Origin of the sequence: Psychrobacter lutiphocae DSM 21542 (assembly GCF_000382145.1) — a bacterium.
Classification (GTDB): Bacteria; Pseudomonadota; Gammaproteobacteria; order Pseudomonadales; family Moraxellaceae; genus Psychrobacter; species Psychrobacter lutiphocae.
In genome coordinates this window covers 1-19,411 of sequence record NZ_KB907667.1, presented here as the reverse complement: position 1 = coordinate 19,411, position 19,411 = coordinate 1, and the positions used below count along the sequence as shown (strand labels likewise).

18 protein-coding genes and 1 rRNA gene are annotated in these 19,411 nt (G+C 41.6%); 10 read left to right on the top strand and 9 right to left on the bottom strand.

All coding sequences use genetic code 11. The features are described from left to right. Positions 1-222: hypothetical protein (locus H140_RS15965; protein WP_156819189.1), on the bottom strand; the 222-nt coding region annotated here is incomplete at its 3' end. 214 nt (positions 223-436) lie between these two features. Beyond that, positions 437-2,098 carry an energy-dependent translational throttle protein EttA gene (ettA, locus tag H140_RS0112455; protein WP_019673989.1) on the bottom strand — a complete coding sequence of 554 codons (1,662 nt, stop codon included), beginning with the start codon at positions 2,096-2,098 and terminating at the stop codon, positions 437-439. Between the two features lie 195 nt (positions 2,099-2,293). Here ettA and H140_RS0112450 point away from each other — a divergent pair, with 195 nt between their 5' ends. From H140_RS0112450 to H140_RS0112440, 3 genes are all read left to right on the top strand, one after another. After that, the gene (locus tag H140_RS0112450; RefSeq protein ID WP_019673988.1) at positions 2,294-2,569 is read left to right on the top strand and encodes a GNAT family N-acetyltransferase; all 276 of its coding nucleotides are present in this window, start codon (positions 2,294-2,296) and stop codon (positions 2,567-2,569) included. A 114-nt stretch (positions 2,570-2,683) separates the two neighbouring features. Then, positions 2,684-3,010, top strand: a complete 327-nt coding sequence (locus tag H140_RS0112445) for a 4a-hydroxytetrahydrobiopterin dehydratase (protein WP_019673987.1) — start codon at positions 2,684-2,686, stop codon at positions 3,008-3,010. A 284-nt stretch (positions 3,011-3,294) separates the two neighbouring features. Beyond that, entirely contained in the window at positions 3,295-4,002 is a 708-nt protein-coding gene (locus H140_RS0112440) for a metal-dependent hydrolase (RefSeq protein WP_019673986.1), read from the top strand. Positions 4,003-4,014: 12 nt separating this feature from the next. On the opposite strand, the gene H140_RS0112435 is transcribed toward H140_RS0112440, so the two are convergent. Next, a complete protein-coding gene (locus tag H140_RS0112435; RefSeq protein WP_019673985.1) occupies positions 4,015-5,196 on the bottom strand; it encodes an Lnb N-terminal periplasmic domain-containing protein in 1,182 nt (393 codons plus the stop codon). 186 nt (positions 5,197-5,382) lie between these two features. Between H140_RS0112435 and H140_RS0112430 the strand changes: the two genes are divergently transcribed. Both H140_RS0112430 and H140_RS0112425 read left to right on the top strand, forming a co-directional pair. Beyond that, positions 5,383-6,276 (top strand): CBS domain-containing protein, encoded by an 894-nt coding sequence (locus tag H140_RS0112430; protein WP_019673984.1) that lies wholly within the window; start codon positions 5,383-5,385, stop codon positions 6,274-6,276. Further along, positions 6,266-7,444 carry a patatin-like phospholipase family protein gene (locus H140_RS0112425; protein ID WP_019673983.1) on the top strand — a complete coding sequence of 393 codons (1,179 nt, stop codon included), beginning with the start codon at positions 6,266-6,268 and terminating at the stop codon, positions 7,442-7,444. Before H140_RS0112430 ends, H140_RS0112425 begins: the two co-directional genes overlap by 11 nt. Before the next feature lie 57 nt (positions 7,445-7,501). On the opposite strand, the gene H140_RS0112420 is transcribed toward H140_RS0112425, so the two are convergent. Then, a complete protein-coding gene (locus H140_RS0112420; protein ID WP_019673982.1) occupies positions 7,502-8,071 on the bottom strand; it encodes a hypothetical protein in 570 nt (189 codons plus the stop codon). Positions 8,072-8,723: 652 nt separating this feature from the next. Here H140_RS0112420 and argA point away from each other — a divergent pair. Next, the gene (gene argA / locus H140_RS0112415) at positions 8,724-10,046 is read left to right on the top strand and encodes an amino-acid N-acetyltransferase (RefSeq protein ID WP_026349084.1); all 1,323 of its coding nucleotides are present in this window, start codon (positions 8,724-8,726) and stop codon (positions 10,044-10,046) included. A gap of 133 nt (positions 10,047-10,179) precedes the next feature. Here argA and H140_RS0112410 read toward each other — a convergent pair whose 3' ends face one another. Then, positions 10,180-10,941: an FKBP-type peptidyl-prolyl cis-trans isomerase gene (locus H140_RS0112410; RefSeq protein ID WP_019673980.1), complete on the bottom strand. Its 762-nt coding sequence runs from the start codon at positions 10,939-10,941 to the stop codon at positions 10,180-10,182. Positions 10,942-11,571: 630 nt separating this feature from the next. Here H140_RS0112410 and H140_RS0112405 point away from each other — a divergent pair. Both H140_RS0112405 and H140_RS0112400 read left to right on the top strand, forming a co-directional pair. Beyond that, positions 11,572-13,143: a mechanosensitive ion channel gene (locus H140_RS0112405; protein WP_019673979.1), complete on the top strand. Its 1,572-nt coding sequence runs from the start codon at positions 11,572-11,574 to the stop codon at positions 13,141-13,143. A 184-nt stretch (positions 13,144-13,327) separates the two neighbouring features. Beyond that, on the top strand, positions 13,328-14,008 hold the full coding sequence (locus tag H140_RS0112400; RefSeq protein WP_019673978.1) for an SDR family NAD(P)-dependent oxidoreductase: 681 nt from the start codon (positions 13,328-13,330) through the stop codon (positions 14,006-14,008). A 130-nt stretch (positions 14,009-14,138) separates the two neighbouring features. Here the strand turns inward: H140_RS0112400 and H140_RS0112395 are convergent, their stop codons facing one another. The 3 genes from H140_RS0112395 to H140_RS0112385 form a co-directional block, all read right to left on the bottom strand. Further along, positions 14,139-14,807: a lysophospholipid acyltransferase family protein gene (locus tag H140_RS0112395; protein ID WP_019673977.1), complete on the bottom strand. Its 669-nt coding sequence runs from the start codon at positions 14,805-14,807 to the stop codon at positions 14,139-14,141. 110 nt (positions 14,808-14,917) lie between these two features. Next, entirely contained in the window at positions 14,918-16,807 is a 1,890-nt protein-coding gene (gene parE, locus H140_RS0112390; RefSeq protein WP_019673976.1) for a DNA topoisomerase IV subunit B, read from the bottom strand. Positions 16,808-16,986: 179 nt separating this feature from the next. After that, positions 16,987-17,610 carry a YqiA/YcfP family alpha/beta fold hydrolase gene (locus H140_RS0112385; protein WP_019673975.1) on the bottom strand — a complete coding sequence of 208 codons (624 nt, stop codon included), beginning with the start codon at positions 17,608-17,610 and terminating at the stop codon, positions 16,987-16,989. Positions 17,611-17,826: 216 nt separating this feature from the next. On the opposite strand from H140_RS0112385, the gene H140_RS0112380 reads away from it, so the two are divergent. Beyond that, a complete protein-coding gene (locus tag H140_RS0112380; RefSeq protein ID WP_019673974.1) occupies positions 17,827-18,096 on the top strand; it encodes a DUF1289 domain-containing protein in 270 nt (89 codons plus the stop codon). A 286-nt stretch (positions 18,097-18,382) separates the two neighbouring features. Beyond that, positions 18,383-19,078: an NBR1-Ig-like domain-containing protein gene (locus H140_RS15285; protein ID WP_019673973.1), complete on the top strand. Its 696-nt coding sequence runs from the start codon at positions 18,383-18,385 to the stop codon at positions 19,076-19,078. Between the two features lie 76 nt (positions 19,079-19,154). Here the strand turns inward: H140_RS15285 and rrf are convergent. Then, positions 19,155-19,268, bottom strand: a 5S ribosomal RNA gene (gene rrf, locus H140_RS0112370). Positions 19,269-19,411 lie beyond the last annotated feature (143 nt).

The following is a 19,411-nucleotide window of genomic DNA, read 5'->3' as shown; positions in this document are numbered from 1 at the left end:
GTAGATGCTTTTAAGACCATATAGCCAGTAGTTCTTTCTGATGATACCTATGCTTTGAGGATGATAGCCAAAGTCTTTACCTATGCCTTCTAAGGATTTGTTTTGACTGAGTTGATGTAATATAAGCAGTTTGCCCCGTGCTCTTGGTTTAGATTCAACTTTTGATAGCTTCAGAAAGTCGTGATCGCTTAACTTATGATTTCTAGGCGTTATTTTTGGCATACTGGCGTCGTAATAGTAAATAATAATTTATTATATATTATTTCTTGGAATTGGTATTATTTGACTACGCTCACCAAAAAAACAACAACACAAAAAAAGGCATAGCTGAAAATCTCAGCTATGCCTTAGAGCTTTTTCTATATTTCCACTATTAATTTTTTCTTAATAATAAGAAAGACCTATGTTACATAAAAACACATATACTTACAAAGTATTAACTATTTATCTTCTTATATTTCATACGTTTAGGACCTGCGTCATCGCCTAAAGTTTTCTTACGATAGGCTTCAAACTCAGAGTAGTTACCGTCATACCAGATTGGACCTTCAGGCTCAAACGCCAAGATATGGGTCGCGATACGGTCTAAGAACCATCGGTCATGCGAGACCACCAATACTGAGCCTGGGAATACCTGAATGGCATCTTCTAGCGCACGTAAAGTCTCTACATCAAGGTCGTTTGACGGCTCATCCAGTAGGATGACGTTTGCGCCTTGCTTTAAGGTTTTCGCCAGTTGCAGACGGTTGCGCTCACCACCAGACAAGTTACCCACCAGCTTTTGCTGATCCTGACCTTTGAAGTTAAAGCGGCCAATATAAGCACGGCTTGGGGTTTCATAGTCACCAACTTTGATGATATCAAGGCCGTCAGATACTTCTTCCCACACTGTCTTATTGTTATCCAAGTTATCACGTACCTGACCCACATAAGCGACCTTGACACTCTCACCCAGCTCAACTGTCCCTGTGTCTGGCTTATCCAAGCCAGTCATCATGTTAAATAAGGTGGTCTTACCCGCACCATTTGGCCCGATAATACCAACGATAGCACCTGGTGGTACGTTAAAGCTTAGGTTTTCGTACAATAGACGATCACCGAAAGATTTTGAGATGTTATTCACCTCAATCACTTTGTTGCCTAGACGAGGACCAGGCGGAATATAAATTTCTGAGGTTTCGTTACGCTGCTGGAATTCTTTTGAGTTCAGCTCCTCAAAGCGCTGGATACGAGATTTGGACTTGGCCTGTTGACCTTTTTGGTTTTTACGCACCCACTCAAGCTCTTTTTTCAGCGCTTTGGCAAATGACTCTTCTTGCTTTTGCTGCTCTTCCAAGCGTTTGTTTTTCTGCTCTAGCCACTCAGTGTAGTTACCCTCATATGGATAGCCATAGCCACGGTCTAGCTCTAAAATCCACTCTGCCACGTTATCAAGGAAGTATCTATCGTGGGTAATGGCAACGATGGTACCGCTAAAGTTCTTCAAGAACTGCTCGAGCCATGCAACAGACTCCGCGTCTAAGTGGTTGGTCGGTTCATCAAGAAGTAGCATATCTGGGCGTGATAACAACAGACGGCACAATGCCACACGGCGCTTCTCACCACCTGACAGCTTGCTCACATCAGCATCCCAAGGCGGCAGACGCAGTGCATCGGCTGCTTTTTCAAGCTGAGTGTTTAAGTTGTGTGCATCCCACGCTTGGATGATATCCTCCATCTTGCCTTGCTCTTCGGCAAGCTTATCGAAGTCAGCATCTGGCTCAGCATATTCTGCATATATTTGATCCAAACGCTCTAGCGCATCAAGCGCCTCACGCATGCCATCTTCTACGTTGCCACGCACGTCTTTGCTCTCATCCAGTTGCGGCTCTTGTGGTAGATACCCTATCTTGATACCAGGCTGGGCACGAGCTTCGCCACTATACTCGGTATCCACACCTGCCATAATGCGTAATAAGGTTGACTTGCCTGCACCGTTGATGCCTAAGACACCAATTTTTGCGCCAGGGAAGAATGACAAGCTAATGTCTTTTAAGATTTCACGTTTAGGTGGAACAAGTTTTGACACCTTGTTCATGGTGTAAATATATTGTGCCATTAAGACTCCGTTATTCGTTTTAGGCCTTATTTAAAAGCAATTAGAAAAGGGATAATCAGTTAAAGGGCATTATCGCATATTGGCGTACAGTTATCATCTTATCTTGTTGGCTTGATAAAAATACTAAAGACAATCTGTGCTAAAGCAGATAAGATAGATAATACCTAAAAAAATTCGATTAAAAAGGCGTTTATTATGAAACCATCCATCACACATAACTCCAATGACAATCAATTTGAAACAACCATCGATGGTCATACTGGCTTTATCAGCTATCAAGACCAAGGCGATACCATTGTTTATGATCACACTATCGTGCCACCAGAGCTTGGCGGTCAAGGTATTGGCTCAGCACTGGTAAAACACGCGTTAAATTATGCGCGTAGTGAAGGCAAAAAGGTAATACCTGAGTGCTCATTTGTGGCATCATACATCCAGAAGCATCCTGATTACCAAGACTTAGTGAAGTAAGCAGCGACTAACTGTCATCAATTAACTGCTATAAGCCAACAGACATTCACTCACAGTCATAAGCCTTTATTTGACTACTTATCTGCGACTATATTTCGTACATTAGGAGACATCATGAGTCATCTCACTGACGCTCAAGTAGAGCTACAATTACAAGACCTGAACGGCTGGCGCAAAGAAGGCAATGCCATTGTCAAAACCTTTATTTTCAAAGACTTCGTAGAAGCAATGAGCTTTATGGTGCAAGCAGCATTTCGTGCGCAAGAGCTAAAGCATCATCCTGAATGGCGCAATATCTATAACGAAGTGCAGGTACGCCTAACCACTGAAGACTTAAATGGTATCACCAGCCATGATATCCGTCTAGCAAAGCGTATGGAGGAGATTTTTGAAAACTATAACGCAGCCGGCGCTGGTGGTATAGAAGAAGATTCGCTATAAAGACAGTGCTGAAGTAGTTTTAGTGCTGTAAGTCGCCAGTTTTTTTGATAAGCTGTTGCGCTAAGTTATAATTAACATACCCCACTCTCAACTTATTACAATCCAATGTAGGCTGGTGCTTTTAGCCCAGCGAAATCTATTTTTTAACCAAATATGCTAGGCTAAAGCCACAGCCTACGTAAAGAGTTGAGATTGGGGTAATTAACATGTAAATATCAACTGCTTAGAAGCAATATTGCCTCTAACAATACTCACTCTTATCTTATTCTTTAGGTTAATACTCTGTGGCAAATTTTAGAACCCACCTCACTGGCGGCTTTGCAGTCAGTGGGGTTTTGGGCTTAGTAACTTATAAAGCTGGGCTGGTCAATGCCGACCAGTTTTTGATGTGCGTGTTGGCAGGAACTGTTGGTGGACTTTTGCCAGATATTGACTCCGACAACTCTACACCGATTAAGATGGCTTTTGATTTAATCTCACTCACCAGTGCATTTGCGTTGATTATCCATTGGCGCAGTGAGCTATCTTTGCTGTCGATGATATTATTATGGCTTGCTGGATATGGCTTTGTACGCTATGCCATTTTTGCTGTTTTTACACGACTAACTGTACATAGAGGCATCATTCACTCTGTGCCGTATATGCTGGTGCTGGCCTTGGCCTTAACCAGCTTTAATTATTATGTACTGCAAACACCGTCCATTGTCAGTTGGTTTTATGGTATTTTTTTATTCATTGGCGCTATGGTGCATTTGGGTTTAGATGAGCTGTATAGCGTAGATTTGCTCAATCAGCGTCTAAAGCGTTCCTCTGGCACAGCGATGAAGTTTTATAAACATACACAGCGCTTTTATTATTTGGGCCTATACACCATACTGCTGATGCTTGTATTTGTCTCCCCACCTTTTGAGCCATTTTTACGCAAAGTCAGTGATCCCATAACTTGGTGGTTATTAAAAGATGCCATCTTGCCAGAGGTGCTGACTCGCTAGCTTGTTATATTGCTAATGCGTGATTTGATTTAGACTAGGGCGTGGTAAGCCTTCACGAATCTGTTTTGAAAATGCCTCAAGATCTTGATTGTCCTCATAGCTAAAGTCTGCAACTTTAGGATTAATATGCGCCTTGACATACCACTGTGAAATATCCCAATCTGCCTGATCAGGTAGTACGCCTTGATCATACAGATAATTGGGCACATACCCTGACATCAACACACGATAATCCCAAGGGAATACTTTATCATCAATTTGACGTAACATATCAAAGATAACTGTCGTACAGTTGCGCAGCAGGGTGTTATACCATTTAGCCTCCTGCTGCAACGCCTCACCTTGCTGTAAATACGCCCAAAATAATGCTTGAACCTGCTCACGACTCAGACCCTGCAGCGGAAACATATAGACTTGCTCGCCACGCACATTGCTACGGGTATAGACGATATCTCGCTCTTCAGAGGCAACGACAGCCATCTCAAATTGTTTGACAAAACCACCAAACACTGAGAAGGACTCATCTTGCTCCTTGCGAATTTCTATCGAAAAGCTAAGCGGCCTGTCGTCTTCAAACCGAAAGCTTAATAAAGTGTGTGCAATTTGCTCACCCATCCAGTAAGAGTTGATAATATCAATGCCGCTAAGCTTACTGATATCTACTGTACGCTCACGCCAGCGCTCATTGAGCACCACATCTTGTCCACCTTTGTCCACCGCTTTGTAATAATACGGCTGTGTTGGCTGTATCAGCTCTTGCGCATCTGATTTGCGCACCCAATCGAAGTCTCGGACATTATAGATAGTGACTAAGTTAGGATCTTCTGCATCCTGCTGATAGCTTAAAATCTGACTCACCTCTGCCATCCACGGTCTATCTTGCTTTGCAGGCAACCACGCAAACCAAGCCGCCACCAGTAACCAGAAGATACCATATCCTGCTAGCCACCGCTGCCACAGACGATGTTGGCTGATAACAAAGTACAAGGTAACCGTACTTATAGATGCCCACATAGCAACAGCCAACCCACGCAATATTGGATGGTCATTAAGATGTACCCAAAATATTAGCCCTGCCCAAAATGCGGTCAGCAGCATCAACACCGACAACACCACTTTGACCAGAATAGGTATTACCCTCTGACTCAGGGTAGAATCTGAATCTGACTGTGTGAATAGGCTAAATTGTGACATACTAGGTTAAGCTCCTAAAGCCAATGAAGCGCTTAGTTTATTGTAGTCTAGATAACATGGCAACTGACCATCTGTAATGACTATCACAAAACAGTAAGCAAAATATTAGCATTTAACATTGAATATAAATGCACCTTGAGATAAAGTGAGAGCAACTTAACAACCATACGAGGTGATACGTCTCTCATGTCTGATGACAATTCTAGTACATCCAACTGGTCAATGCGCGGACTAAAACGCTGGCTACATACTGCGCCAGAAACACGTGATGAATTAATGAAATTGGTACAAGACTCACGCCAGTTCTTAGAGCCTGATACGGTAGATATGCTTGAGGGTGTCCTCGACTTACCCGCTACTCAAGTACGTGAGATTATGACACCACGCCCACAAGTTGAGGGAATTCGAGAGCATGATAGCTTAGCGGATATCATGGATATGATAATGGAGACTACGCACTCACGCTACCCAGTATTTGATAGCCAAGACGATGATGCTGTGATTGGTATTTTATTAGCAAAAGACCTCATTCCATTGTTGGTAAAAAAGATTCGTGAAAAAGAAGAAAATCACACCAAGTTTCACTTAAAGTCATATATCCGCCAACCTCTGTATATCAGTGAAACTGCCCGTTCCGATACCTTACTACGCTCTTTACAGCGTACCCAGGTTCACATGGCAGTGGTGGTCGATGAGTTTGGCAATATGACAGGGGTCGTCACCATGGAAGATCTGCTTGAAGAGATTGTCGGTGATATCGTTGATGAGCATGATGACTTTAATGAAGACAGCGATATGAACAACATCGTACCTCATCCTGAAAAGCCCAATACTTGGATCGTCCAAGCCTCAACCTTAATCGAAGACTGTAATGAAGAGCTAAATACCACTTTCGATGACACAGATGTCGATACGATGGGGGGCTTGGTCATGCAGGAGCTGGGCTATGTTGGTGACCTAGAAGGACAAAGCGTGATCACCCAAAACTGGCACATTTCAATTATCGATGTGGAAGGACGCTTCATAAAGGTACTTGAGCTGACACCTGTCTTTGATGAGGCCGTCTCAAATGACAACTAACCACATCATGATCATAAAGCCTGTCAACAATCTTAACCACCGCTCAAAGCCACAGCGTGACGTGACCAGTACGAAACTAGGCATTTGGAAGCTAGGCGCATGGATAAGTGGGTGGATAGGCGCTTCAACTAACACTGGCTTTGTGAACACTGCTGTGCTTAGCGCTACTTTGATATTGCTCAATGCCTGTACGACCCTAAATCCAACCAACCAGAGCCAACAAGTAGTCACAGATTCAGACACACCCATTATCGCCTTAGTGCTAGGCGGTGGTGGCGCTAAGGGCTTGGCGCATGTCGGCGTTATTAAGTCACTTGAAGCACATCATATTTATCCCAATCTTGTGGTCGGTACCAGTGTCGGCAGTCTTGTCGGTAGTCTCTATGCCAGTGGGCAATCTGCAACAGAGCTAGAATCACTCGCATTATCTTTTAAAGATAGTGACATTACTGACTTTACGCTTTCTTATCAAGGTATTATCGAAGGCAAAAAGCTACGCAACTTTGTCAACACTCAAGTACATAACCAACCAATTCAAGCATTTCCCATTCGCTTTGCCGCTGTCGCTGCTGAAAAACACTCGCACAAAAAGGCAGTCTTTACCGAAGGTGAGGCTGGACTTGTTGTACAGGCTTCAAGCAGTGTGCCCAATGTATTTATTGCCCCACGCATTCCAGATCCAAAAACCTCAGGCATCATTGGCAAAAAGTATGTAGATGGTGGCGTAGTCAGTATTGTGCCAGTTGACACTGCCAAAGCACTAGGAGCAGATGTGATCATTGCCGTTGACTTGCAAGTGGGCACAGGGACAATTCAAAAAGAGATAACTATAAACAATAGCCGCACTCAATTTACGCCTTTTGGCCTTCTAAGCCATCATCAAAACAACAGTCAAAACAGGAGAAGCATTTGGTCACTGATAGAACAAGGCTATAACAGCTATGCCAATACCAGCAACCACTCAAGCCATACTCAAAGCTATCAAGCACTGAATCAAGCGGAGATTGCTCGTGCCGATATCATTATTCGCCCAAATGTCAGCTCTATCAGTACTATCAACACCTTAGATAGAGAGCAGGCTATTAACGCTGGAGTACAAGCCACTGAACAAAGCCTGCCAGCAATACAAGCTGCCATTCAACAAGCAGCCAAAAGCGCTAAAAAATAGACAAAAAAACCCGCAACCAAAAGTTGCAGGCTCTTGTATGTCAGTTGAAGCTATCAACTAACGAACAACTGCACGATACTTCACCACAGCAGTCTCATTGATGCCTAAACCTTCAATCGTCCAACGTAAGCTTTTATAATAGTCTAATGGTAAATCTTGTAACTGACCATCGACTCGACCACGTAGTGGCATGTGGTTGTACTCACGACCATCTAGGCTGGCAGAGGCAGTATTTGGAAATACCTCACCCACCAATCTAACCTCATCAGGAATGCTCATGGTCACCTCCATTTTACGCATACGGTCGCTACTATTATTAGTAAAATAACCATGATACTCAATCACATTTCCCTTTTGTAAGCGTGTATTGGCGTCTATTGGTTTCAATACGGGCTGACCTTGCGCATCGACACTAATTAAAGCAGCCACTGTTTTCGTCACCACAGTTGGTGCTTGCGCCTGTTGCTGTTGTGCTTGCGCTATCCCAGTGGCAACTTGCTCTGTCTCTGGCGTAGGTAGCATGGCTTGTACGCTCAAGCTAGCTGCTAGCAAACAACTAGTTGCAACAGCTTTGCTGACTGCAAATCCAGTGATACGTTTTGAAAAGTTTACGACATAAGATTTCATAAAACATCTTTCCTTTATTAGTGGTTGTTGGGTATGTGATTGGGCTTTGTTCAATCTAGATAAATGCAAACTGACTCCGATTGGCTGGATGTTATTTATCTATTTGTTTATTTTTGAAGATATTAGTTTCGGATAATAGCTTTTTAAATGCATCAATATAGCAAAATAGCAGTTTAAGTAAACACCCTTTATTGTTGACTTTTATTGTTGACTTTTCTTATTACTGACTTGTTCAGTGTAGTGGCTGTTTTACTTCCTCCCCTCGCTAAAGGGTTTGCATGTTGTTAGTGTGACCGATTTAGAATTTGTCTGCAATGCCTGTTGTATTTTAGATGGCAATTGTTGTCGCTTAATATCTCTACCCTAAACAGCGGGATTTTATAGTGACTGGTGATAAATCCATTTTTAAAGGTGGTTGTGCAAATCAAAGGCGATGGTACAAATTGATAGACACGCTCTAATTATCCTAAAATAAAGATAGCCCCAGTTGCTATTTTTTGTTATCGTAAAAGCTTATACAGTGTTGACTACACTTATTTGAAATATTGTTTATTCGTAATATTGTTTATTCGTAATATTGTTGCTGTTAACGGTTTGATGCGGTTAACCGTTTGAGCTCTCTTAAACCAAAGCCCATTGTGATAACTTTGATATGATAGATACCGATATGCCTCAGATTATTCCCGATTATGTCCATTGGTTTCGTAACTCAGCCCCCTATATCAACACCCATCGTGGCAAGACCTTTGTCATTATGTTTGGTGGCGAAGCAGTTAACCACCCTAACTTTAGCAACCTTATCCATGACTTTGCCTTATTGCACAGCCTAGGTATTAAGCTAGTGTTGGTGCATGGCGCTCGTCCACAAATTGAAAAAAACCTTGCCAAATTTGGATTTGACTCCCCATTACATAACGATATTCGAGTGACTCCAAGAGAGGCGATGCCCACTATCTTAGAGGCAGTTGGTGCCATTCGTCTACAAATCGAAGCTCAACTATCGATGGGGCTGGCCAACTCACCTATGTATGGCTCTCGCATCGATGCAGTGTCTGGCAACTTCGTAACAGCTAGGCCTTATGGTGTCCGTGATGGCGTCGATTATCAAATGACAGGCGAGGTACGCTCCATTGATGTTGAGGCTATAAAAAATAACCTATTGCACAATCATATGGTCATTTTAGGCTCTATGGGCTACTCAGCAACAGGTGAGATTTTCAATCTATTAGGCGAAGATGTTGCCCTATCCGCAGCGATTGCGCTAAATGCCGATAAGCTAATCTTTTTAGGTGGCGAGACAGGCATTAATGAAGAAGGTCGCTTACTACACGCCATGATACCTAATGAAATTGATCGTTTCTTACGAGATCGCAGCTTAGATCGTGAAATTTACTATTTCTTGCATTGTGCTGCTCAAGCGTGTCGTGCTGGCATTCATCGCACTCATATCATCTCTTATGCTCAAGATGGTGCATTACTTGAAGAGCTCTTCACCCGTGATGGATCAGGCACCCTAATCAGTCATGACCCTTATGAAGAGATTCGCCGTGCTACCATCGATGATGTGGTCGGCCTTATCGAACTTTTATCGCCATTAGAAGAACAAGGCATCTTGGTACAACGCTCACGTGAGCGCTTAGAGCAAGAAATTGAGCTTTATAGTGTCATTGAGCGTGATGGCATGATTCTAGGCTGTGCCGCTTTATATCCGCTTGATGATGACTCTGCTGAAGTTGCCTCTATCGCCATTCACCCAGACTATCGCAATGGCAGTCGTGGTGCAGACTTATTGGCGTTCTTAGAACAACAAGCCCGTAGTCATGGCAGGCACCAGCTCTTTGCATTAACGACTCGTACCGCCCATTGGTTTGTGGAGCAAGGCTTTGAAGAAGTCAACGCAGATACCTTACCTAAGCCTCGCCAAACCACCTACCATAATGGCCGCAATTCAAAAGTTTTTAGAAAAAAACTGTAACTGCGAAATCGTTATTTACTAAAAATCAAAACTCATAAATAAAGACCGGCTATATTATAGTTATAGCCAGTCTTTGTTTTATCTGCTTTTAGTTAATTTAAAACAAAAGCAAACTATCGCTGACATGTTACGCTTATTGCGCAGGACTCTCAGGCATCTTCGGGTTTATTTCAAGCACACCAACTTTAAAAATAAGGGTACTGTTTGGTGGGATACCTTGAGCGCCAATCTCACCATAGGCTAAGCTGGCTGGAACATATAACTCATATTCACCACCCTCTTTCATCAATTGCAGACCTTCAGTGAAGCCAGGGATCATCTGAGATACAGAGAAGATGACTGGCTCACCACGCTCATAAGAGCTGTCAAACACTGTACCATCTAACAATTTGCCTTCATAATGAGCTCTAACAAAGTCTTGTTCGGTGATAGACTTACCAGTGCCTGGCTTCAACACCTTATATTGTAAACCAGATTCTGTGACTTTCACTCCTTCTTTTTTGGCATTTTCAGCAAAGAATTTGTCACCAGCTTCTTTATTCGCCACTGCTTCTTGCTGCATTTTTTCCATCATCTCAGCTTCTTTTCTTTCTTGATACTTAGTCATAACTTCATTCATATGCTCGTCACTGAGCACAGAATCCTTACCTTCATAAGCATCACGAAAGCCCTTTTCAAAAGTGTCCAGATTAAGATCATCCAAAGACTCTCTGTACCCTTCTGCTGTGGCATACCCCAAGCTGTAACCTACTTTTTCAAGTTCAGTACTTTGCTCAGTTACTGTGGCGCTTGAGCCACCTTTATCTGAGTTATTGCCATTATTAGCACAGCCAACAGATACGAAAGTACCCAACAAGGCGACAGCTAATAGTTTAGGAGTCATGATTTTTTTCATAAATAAGTTATCTCTTTTGTGAATTAAACACTGTGTTGTGAATTAAAAAACCCAATTCAATTAAATTGGGCCGTTTGTTTGCATCTTGACAAGGATCTGCTCAAATTATAAGGCTCATGATAGCAAAATTGAAATTCAATCACCATACAGCTTAGTTAATATGGCTGATTATTGTATAGAAAATGTTAACATCCTTCCCATAAGACACCAATAATCAAGCGAAATTTCAAAATAGCGGTTTATTATTGTTAACTATTCCGATAAAGTGTCGTTGTAAACTATCAATTATAAACAGGATTTATATTTAATGTTGCTCGTTACTATCACGAGATGAATATAATGTGTCCTCAAAGCCACTTATATTTAATTAGCATATATAAATACTTTGTTAAATATTTAGTTTAATAAGCACTGGCTAAATAGCTTATAATCATCTATAAGGCTATTAGCTAATTAAAAAGTTATGAGCTATCTGCGCATTTTCCTTATGAATAACAGAATAAGCACGCTTTCATAAACACTGTTTAGTTATGAGCCTTGTTTAATCATGCCAGATAGCTCACACGATAAAATTCTATGCAAGGGCTATATTAGGCCTTTATATTGCAATATATTAATAGGAGAAACAACATGGACAACATGTTTGTTTGGTTTAATAACAATCTTGGCGGACCAATTGGCTCGATTATCGCAGCCATTTTAATCTTCGTCATCGGCTGGTTAATCGCTATGGCTCTTGGTGGTGTCGTACGCAACCTACTTGCCCGTGTGAACTTAAACCAACGTATGAATAGCTCAACTGGTCGCACTTACGATATCGAAGGTATTGTCGCAAAAGTCATTTTTTGGTTTATCTTCTTAATGGCCATCTCAGGTGCATTAAGTGTCCTTAGTTTAGACGCCATATCTACCCCCTTCTCCAACATGATTAGTAGCGTTTTAACCTTCATTCCAACACTGGCAGGCGCTGTTGTAACAGGCGTGATAGGTTGGGTTGTAGCGACAGTAGCACGCAGTGCTATCAATACCGCTTTATCCAAAACGACCTTAGATGAAAAACTAAGCGAAGAGGCTGGTGTACAACCAATGAGCAGCACCATCGCTGATATGGTGTACTGGGTTATCTTACTATTCATCTTAGTCATCGTTTTAGGTCAATTACAGCTAGATGGTTTATTTGCTCCTTTAACCGCTATGCTACACAAAGCCGTTGGCTTTATCCCTAACATCTTCTTAGCAGGCCTTGTCTTCTTTGTTGGCTATATTGTTGGCAAAATTGTCCGTGGTATCGTGACAAATATGGTAGCCAGCCTAAACCTACAATCCTTTGCAGAAAAAGCAGGTATCAGTAATAAGCGTGAAAACAGCTTACCAAACCTAGCTGGTTCACTTGCCTTTTTATTGATTATCATTCCGACTACTATTGTTGCTCTTGACGTCTTAAATATTGAAGTTATTTCTCGTCCAGCAATGAATATGCTAAATAAAATCTTGGACGCTGTGCCAAATATCATCACTGCAGCAGCTGTCTTGATTATCACCTACTTCATTATCAGAATCGTCGCTAATACCGTAAAAAGCTTACTAGAAAATACAAATATCAATGCACTGCCTGCCAAAGTTGGCTTAGATAGCATCATGGGTAACACACAAGTTTCTGACCTTGTTAGTTATGTCATCGTCTTCTTTGCTATGCTATTTGCAAGTATTGCGGCAGCTGATCTATTAGGCTTTGAACAAATCTCTAATATCGTTACTATGTTCATCGCATTTGGCGCAGATATTATTTTAGGTGCAATCATCCTCTTCATCGGATTCTGGTTAGCCAACTTGATTGCAGGTGCTATTGAGCGCTCTGACAAAGGCACTCAGTTCCTTGCAAATATCGTCCGTATCCTTATCATGGGTCTTGTATTGGCGATGGGTCTAAGAGCAATGGGTATTGCAGACTCTATTGTAAACTTAGCCTTCGGTCTAACGCTAGGTGCTGTTGCCGTAGCTTTTGCCATCTCATTTGGTCTTGGTGGTCAAGAAGCGGCTGCTCGCTTCTTACGCAAGCTACAAGACAAAGCTGAAGCTGAAGCTGAGAAAAAGAAAGTTGCAAAATCTGTTGCAGATACTGCTGAACAAACTGGTAAAGAACCTTCTATTACCACTGTTTCAGGTGATGAGCCTACCCTACCTGGCTCTGAAGACCAGTAGTCTTAATTCTCAAAAACTAGTGTGAAAGACATAACAAAAAAGGCAGCCTTAGGTTGCCTTTTTTTGTGCCTTCAGTCATATAAAATGATTATGTTATGTAATCACAGATTATCAGCAGTTGCTATACATCCTAATTCTTGTCAAAATCATGTTAATAAAAACTTATAAACAAAAGGGACATACCATGAAACGTTTTAATGATAAAGTCATCATCATCACTGGCGCAGACTCAAGTCTAGGTCGTGCCACTGCGCTAAGACTTGCCAAAGAGGGCGCTAATATCGTGCTTATCGGTATGAACAATAGGGTACTTAGCTATATCGCCGAGGAACTACCAGAAGATCATTCATGGATTAATGCAGGCAACCATCTGTCTGTCACCTCTGATATTACCAACCATGAGCAAGTGGAAAGGCTAGTCAATCACGTTATTGACAAATACCACCGTATTGATGCCATCATCAACATCAACACCACAGTAATCATGGAACAGCCACTCCTCGCCGAGCTTAGCAAACACAATGGCTCTGTTGTTAATGTCTGCTTACTGTCTGACTCAGATACTGCTTGGAGTATAACAGCTTATGCAAAAGCGAAGGATGCCACGATTCAGCGTACCAAAGAGCTTGCGCTAGAATATAGCACTCAGGAGATTAGGGTCAATGCAGTTGTTATTGGATTAACCAATGCAGATAACTGCGAAAGCAGTGATATAGAAGCAGAATTTGTAGAGCAAAGTCCACTAAGCAGACTGGTTGACTTAAAAGAGGCGGTCGAGGCAATTTCCTTTTTGGCAGATGAAGACATCCACTCAATCACAGGCGTCACTATACCTGTTGACAGTGGCCTAAGCTTAACACTTTAAGCTCGTAGAACCTAGCGTATTAGTGGCTCGTGGTGTCCATGCATCTTAGCATCTAGTGTTCAAGCCAGCCATCTACCAACCCAAACAATATGTAAGGTTCGCTTTGGCGAGCTACTTATTTAAAGGCGGATTACTTGTTTAAGTTTTTTAATAACTGCGACATTTTATCAGGATGCTTAGGCACTACCCCTTTATACTGAGCAAGTATCTTTACCAAATCTTTATCATAATCGCCAGTGGTATATACCGGCTTTAAAAAGCGGATTTGCTTGGTTTTATAATCCATGGCCACAGGAACAATCGGTACTTGCGCCCCATCAGCAATATAATAAAATCCAGTTTTCCACTTATCGGTATATTCACGAGTGCCTTCTGGGGACAATCCTAAAAATAGAGCTTCACTCGACTTCATTCGCTCAATACTGGCTTGTAACACCGAGCCCTTCTTACTGCGGTTAATCGGGATGATACCCGCCCATGTAAAAAAGCTGGCCAGCACTGGATTCTTAAACAGGCTGTCTTTGCCCATAATTTTCATGTCTAAATCAAGACCTAAGATGAGAGGAATCGCATAAAACCCATCAAAGTTTGAGGTATGTGGTAATGCTAAAAATATTGCCTTTGGCACATTAGGTATTTCACCAACCGCCTTCCACCCCAACAGTTTAAAAAGACAACGTGCAATAGGTGGCGCAATTGTGCCGCCACGTCGAGGCACTTTATCACCCAGATTTTTGAAGGTCAAACGCTTGAGCGTGGTCATGGTATTGTTTATGCTTGATGTGTCATTATTAGACATTAAATTGTATCCCTACTTTTTTTCTTTTCTAAATGTATTAGGGTCTGCACCTGTTTTACAGACCCTAAGCGACTGTCAAAAATCGCCCATAAATTACCTTCTTTCTTCTATTAAACCATAATCTCTGCCAAGTCGCCTTTGCTCTCTAACCACGTCTTGCGATCAGAAGCTCGTTTTTTGGCAAGTAGCATATCCATTACTCGGTTGGTCAGCTGCATATCATCCATATCTAACTGCACCAAACGGCGTGTATCAGGGTTCATCGTCGTTTCACGTAGCTGATCGGCGCTCATTTCACCTAGACCTTTAAAGCGAGTGATTTGAGGCTTTTTATTGCCTGGAACATTACTTAAGATATGCTCAAGCTCACTCTCATCAAGCGCATAATGCACCTCTTTACCAATATCAATTCGATACAAAGGTGGCATTGCAACAAATAAATGACCCGCATCGACCAACGCTGGGAAATGCTTCACAAACAGCGCACAAATTAAGGTCGCAATGTGTAGTCCATCAGAGTCCGCATCAGCTAGAATACAAATCTTGTCATAACGCAGCTCTGATAAGTCATCGGAAGCCGGATCCACACCAATGGCAATCGCAATATCATGAATCTCACGGCTGGATAAAACGGTATCAGGAGACACCTCCCAAGTATTCAAAATCTTACCACGCAGCGGTAAAATGGCTTGGAAATGACGGTCTCTGGCCTGCTTAGCACTACCACCTGCAGAGTCACCTTCTACCAAAAATAGCTCAGCACCCTCTCGGACACCACCTCGGCAATCTGCCAACTTTCCTGGTAGCGCAGGACCTTGGGTAATCTTCTTACGTGCCACTTTTTTGGCAGATTTTAAGCGTTTACCTGCTTTTGAAATCGCTAACTCTGCAATCTGAGTGCCCAACTCAGCATGTTGGTTAAGCCATAAGCTAAACGCATCTTTTGCTTGCGCTTGCACTGCAGCTGCCGCTTCTCGGCTTGATAATCGCTCTTTGGTTTGACCAGAAAACTGTGGCTCAGAAAACTTCAGCGACAAAATATAGTTTACGCCATCCCAAACGTCTTCACCGGTTAATTTTACATTGCGTGGCAATAGATTATGAATCTCACAAAACTCACGTAGCGCCTCTAAGATACCGGTACGCAAGCCATTGACATGGGTACCACCTTGCGCAGTTGGAATCAGGTTGACATAGCTTTCTTGAATCGGATTACCACCCTCTGGCAGCCAAGATAGAGCAAAAGTCACCCCCGCACGCTCGCCTTCTTTAGCATCATAGGTAAAGTAAAATGGCTCTGGCGGTAATGTTTCTAACCCATCAAGCTGCTCATTAAGATACTCCACCACACCGTCAGCAAACTGCCAAACCACTTTGTCATTGTGAATGTCATCCACAAATTCGATGGTTAAACCAGCCGCCAGTACCGCTTTGGCTTTTAGATTGTGTTTTAACTGTTTAACGCTAAAGTTGGGACTGTCAAAAAACGACTCATCGACCCAAAAACGAACCTTAGTACCTTTTTTACGTTTATTTGAACTCACCGACTCGGTCAGCTTGGTGACTGGCACACCATTTTCAAACGCAATATCATACTGCGTACCATCACGCCATACCGTGACTTCTACCCGCTTTGATAGGGCATTAACAACGGATATACCAACACCGTGCAAACCACCAGATACTTGATAATTACTGGTATTAAACTTGCCACCTGCGTGTAAACGAGTCAAGATAATTTCAATACCCGTTTGCTTAAACTCAGGATGAATATCGGTTGGCATCCCACGTCCATCGTCCTCTACTGACAATGACCCATCACTATGCAATTGCACCTTAATAGTCTTAGCATGACCTGCCAATGCCTCATCAACTGAGTTATCAATAACTTCCTGCGCTAGATGATTGGGCCGCGTGGTATCTGTGTACATACCTGGACGACGACGAACTGGCTCTAGCCCCTCTAAAACTTCAAGTGATTGGGCTGTATATTTACTCACAATAACATCCTTTGCTTTATTCAGCGTTTCATTCTATTTATTTATTTGGTTATATTCACTATTATAACTAAAATTGGCAGAACAATTGTGGTCTGTCTATGGATTCACGACAGTATTTGGCGCATAGTTTCAAATACTGGCATAAAAAGACGCTAAGCAGTCACTCATCCATTATAAAATCATACTATCAGCGTTTTTATCTGCTCCATAATTAAGGGCAGTTGTTGATTAAAATCAGTCAATCGATGATCACCACCTGGCTGCAAAGTTACTGTCGCTTGCTCACCACGATAAAACTGAGTCGCTATCTGTGGATCTAGCAGCTCATCCCCTTCTTTGATAAGAGCCGCAACTTTGTTTGGATATTTAACAGAGGTCAGCTGATGCGCAGCAAACCAATTCAAGTCTTTCAACTGGATCTCCCAGCCTCCAGTAGTTTTATAGACCACCGTCTCAGGCTGCAACTGGTCAGGTGTCAACTGTAAATCGTCAATAAAGCGCTGTAAGCTAATATAAGGCTGTGTACTTGGATTGAGCAAATAAGCAGGGCAGCCTGTTTCATTACTGACCAATGTTGAAAAATAACCACCCAGCGAGCTACCCATGAGCACCACCGTACTGTCCGCTTGTTGCTGTTGCTGAACCAAACTAGATAGACTAGCAAACGCCTCAGCAGGTGGCTGATTTAGATCTGGACGTAGCACCTGTATTTCAGGATGATGATGCTTACAATAACGCTCCAATAACAAACCTTTCATAGATCTTGCTGAACTATCTAATCCATGCACATAAATAATCTTCATAACATCCTCTTGTTATCCATCTGTATTAGTAAAAAATCAAAAATAAGTTCATCAGACTATGATGCATCAAACAACGAAAGAAAGAAATCATGCTAAAATTGATTTAATCAAATAAGCTTATTCTTTACAGCTTTTATTTTGTTTTTACTTATATAGCTTTTTTACTTATATAACTACAAGTATATAGTCACAAGCCACCCTGACTGGTAGCAACTTATGTTTGACCAAATAGAACTATTTGAAATCGAAAGTCCTTGCATCGGTGTCTGTCAAAGCAATAAAAAAGGATATTGCTTTGGCTGTTTGCGTAGCCGTCAAGAACGCCAATTATGGTTAAAGATGAGTAATGAAGAAAGACGAGAGGTGTTGAGGCTGATTGTAGGTCGAAAACAAAGAATTGAACGAATGCGTGCTCGTCAAAGACAGCAAATAGAGTTAGATTTTGAGGAAGATATTGGGGTTAGGGATTTGTTTGGGGAGTATTAAGTCACAGTTAAAATATTTTATTTTTACTAGATTATTTTATTGGTTACATTTATATAATAAAAACACTTATCATTTTTTTAACAATACATCCATTCTTATCACTTCATCTTTACTTAGATAAAATAAAGAAAAAATAATACTTAAATAAAAATTATAATGTCCGACAAGTGAGACAAATTAAAGAAATATTAAATTGATTAAGGAAATACACGCATAAATTCTGTAAAATCAAACTAAGCCAACAATTTATAAAAACTAATAAGTTTTTGATTGATCTGAGGAAGTTATGAATTTAGCAGAGTTTATTCTGCAATATTGTAGAGAACATAAAATTAGCAAAGAAAAATTAGCGCGAAGTGCCAATATGTCACGCAGCACTTTGTATAGGATGATGGAAAAAGATAAAAACCCCACATTACTCAATTTAACAAAGCTTGCCATAGCAATGCAGGTTCACCCTCAATATTTAATCAAACTCGAATGGGAAAAGTATCAACTATCAGGATACGATGTCACTCCAATAGACCCACTAAATGAACCTATGATGTGGTTTAATACATCGTCATATGATAACTCTCACTTTATCGCTGAAACTATCTCTGATGGTAGTCTCGTTTGTGTCAATGAGCGCTTCAGTAAGACGTGGCGTATTCAGAATACAGGGGATACCGTATGGGAAAATCGTAAATTAGTTTGTCAAAATACTAATGACCCTTTAAACCATGAAGATTGCTTAAATAAATTTAATAGTTTATTCAACTTTCACATAATACCTCTACAAACATCAATTCCAATACCTTTAGTTAAACCTGGTGAAACCGTTGATTTAACAGTCGAGTTTATTGCGCCCTCTGTTCCTGCCTCTGTCTTCTCTTACTGGAGGATTGTTGATGAAAACGATGAGCTATGCTTCCCTGAATCGATAGGAGTATATCTACAAGTACAAGTAGTATCTGCTGGTCCTGCTGCTACCCAAAATTAAAACTAGGTTTATATGAAATATGTAACAAAAAAAAGCCCCCATTCAAATTAATGAACGGGGGATTTAAGGTATAGGGAGCTGACGATGACCTACTCTCACATGGGCGAACCACACTACCATCGGCGCTACGATGTTTCACTTCTGAGTTCGGGAAGGGATCAGGTGGTTCCATCGTGCTATTGTCGTCAGCAAAGGGGGTATAGATATGAGTTGGTTAAGGTGTTAGCTTAACTTTGTATTGACTAGTAATATCAAGAACCTGAATCAAGGTTGCTATAAATAAGCAATCATCAGGATGATATCGAAATAATTGGCGACATACAAAACCACTTG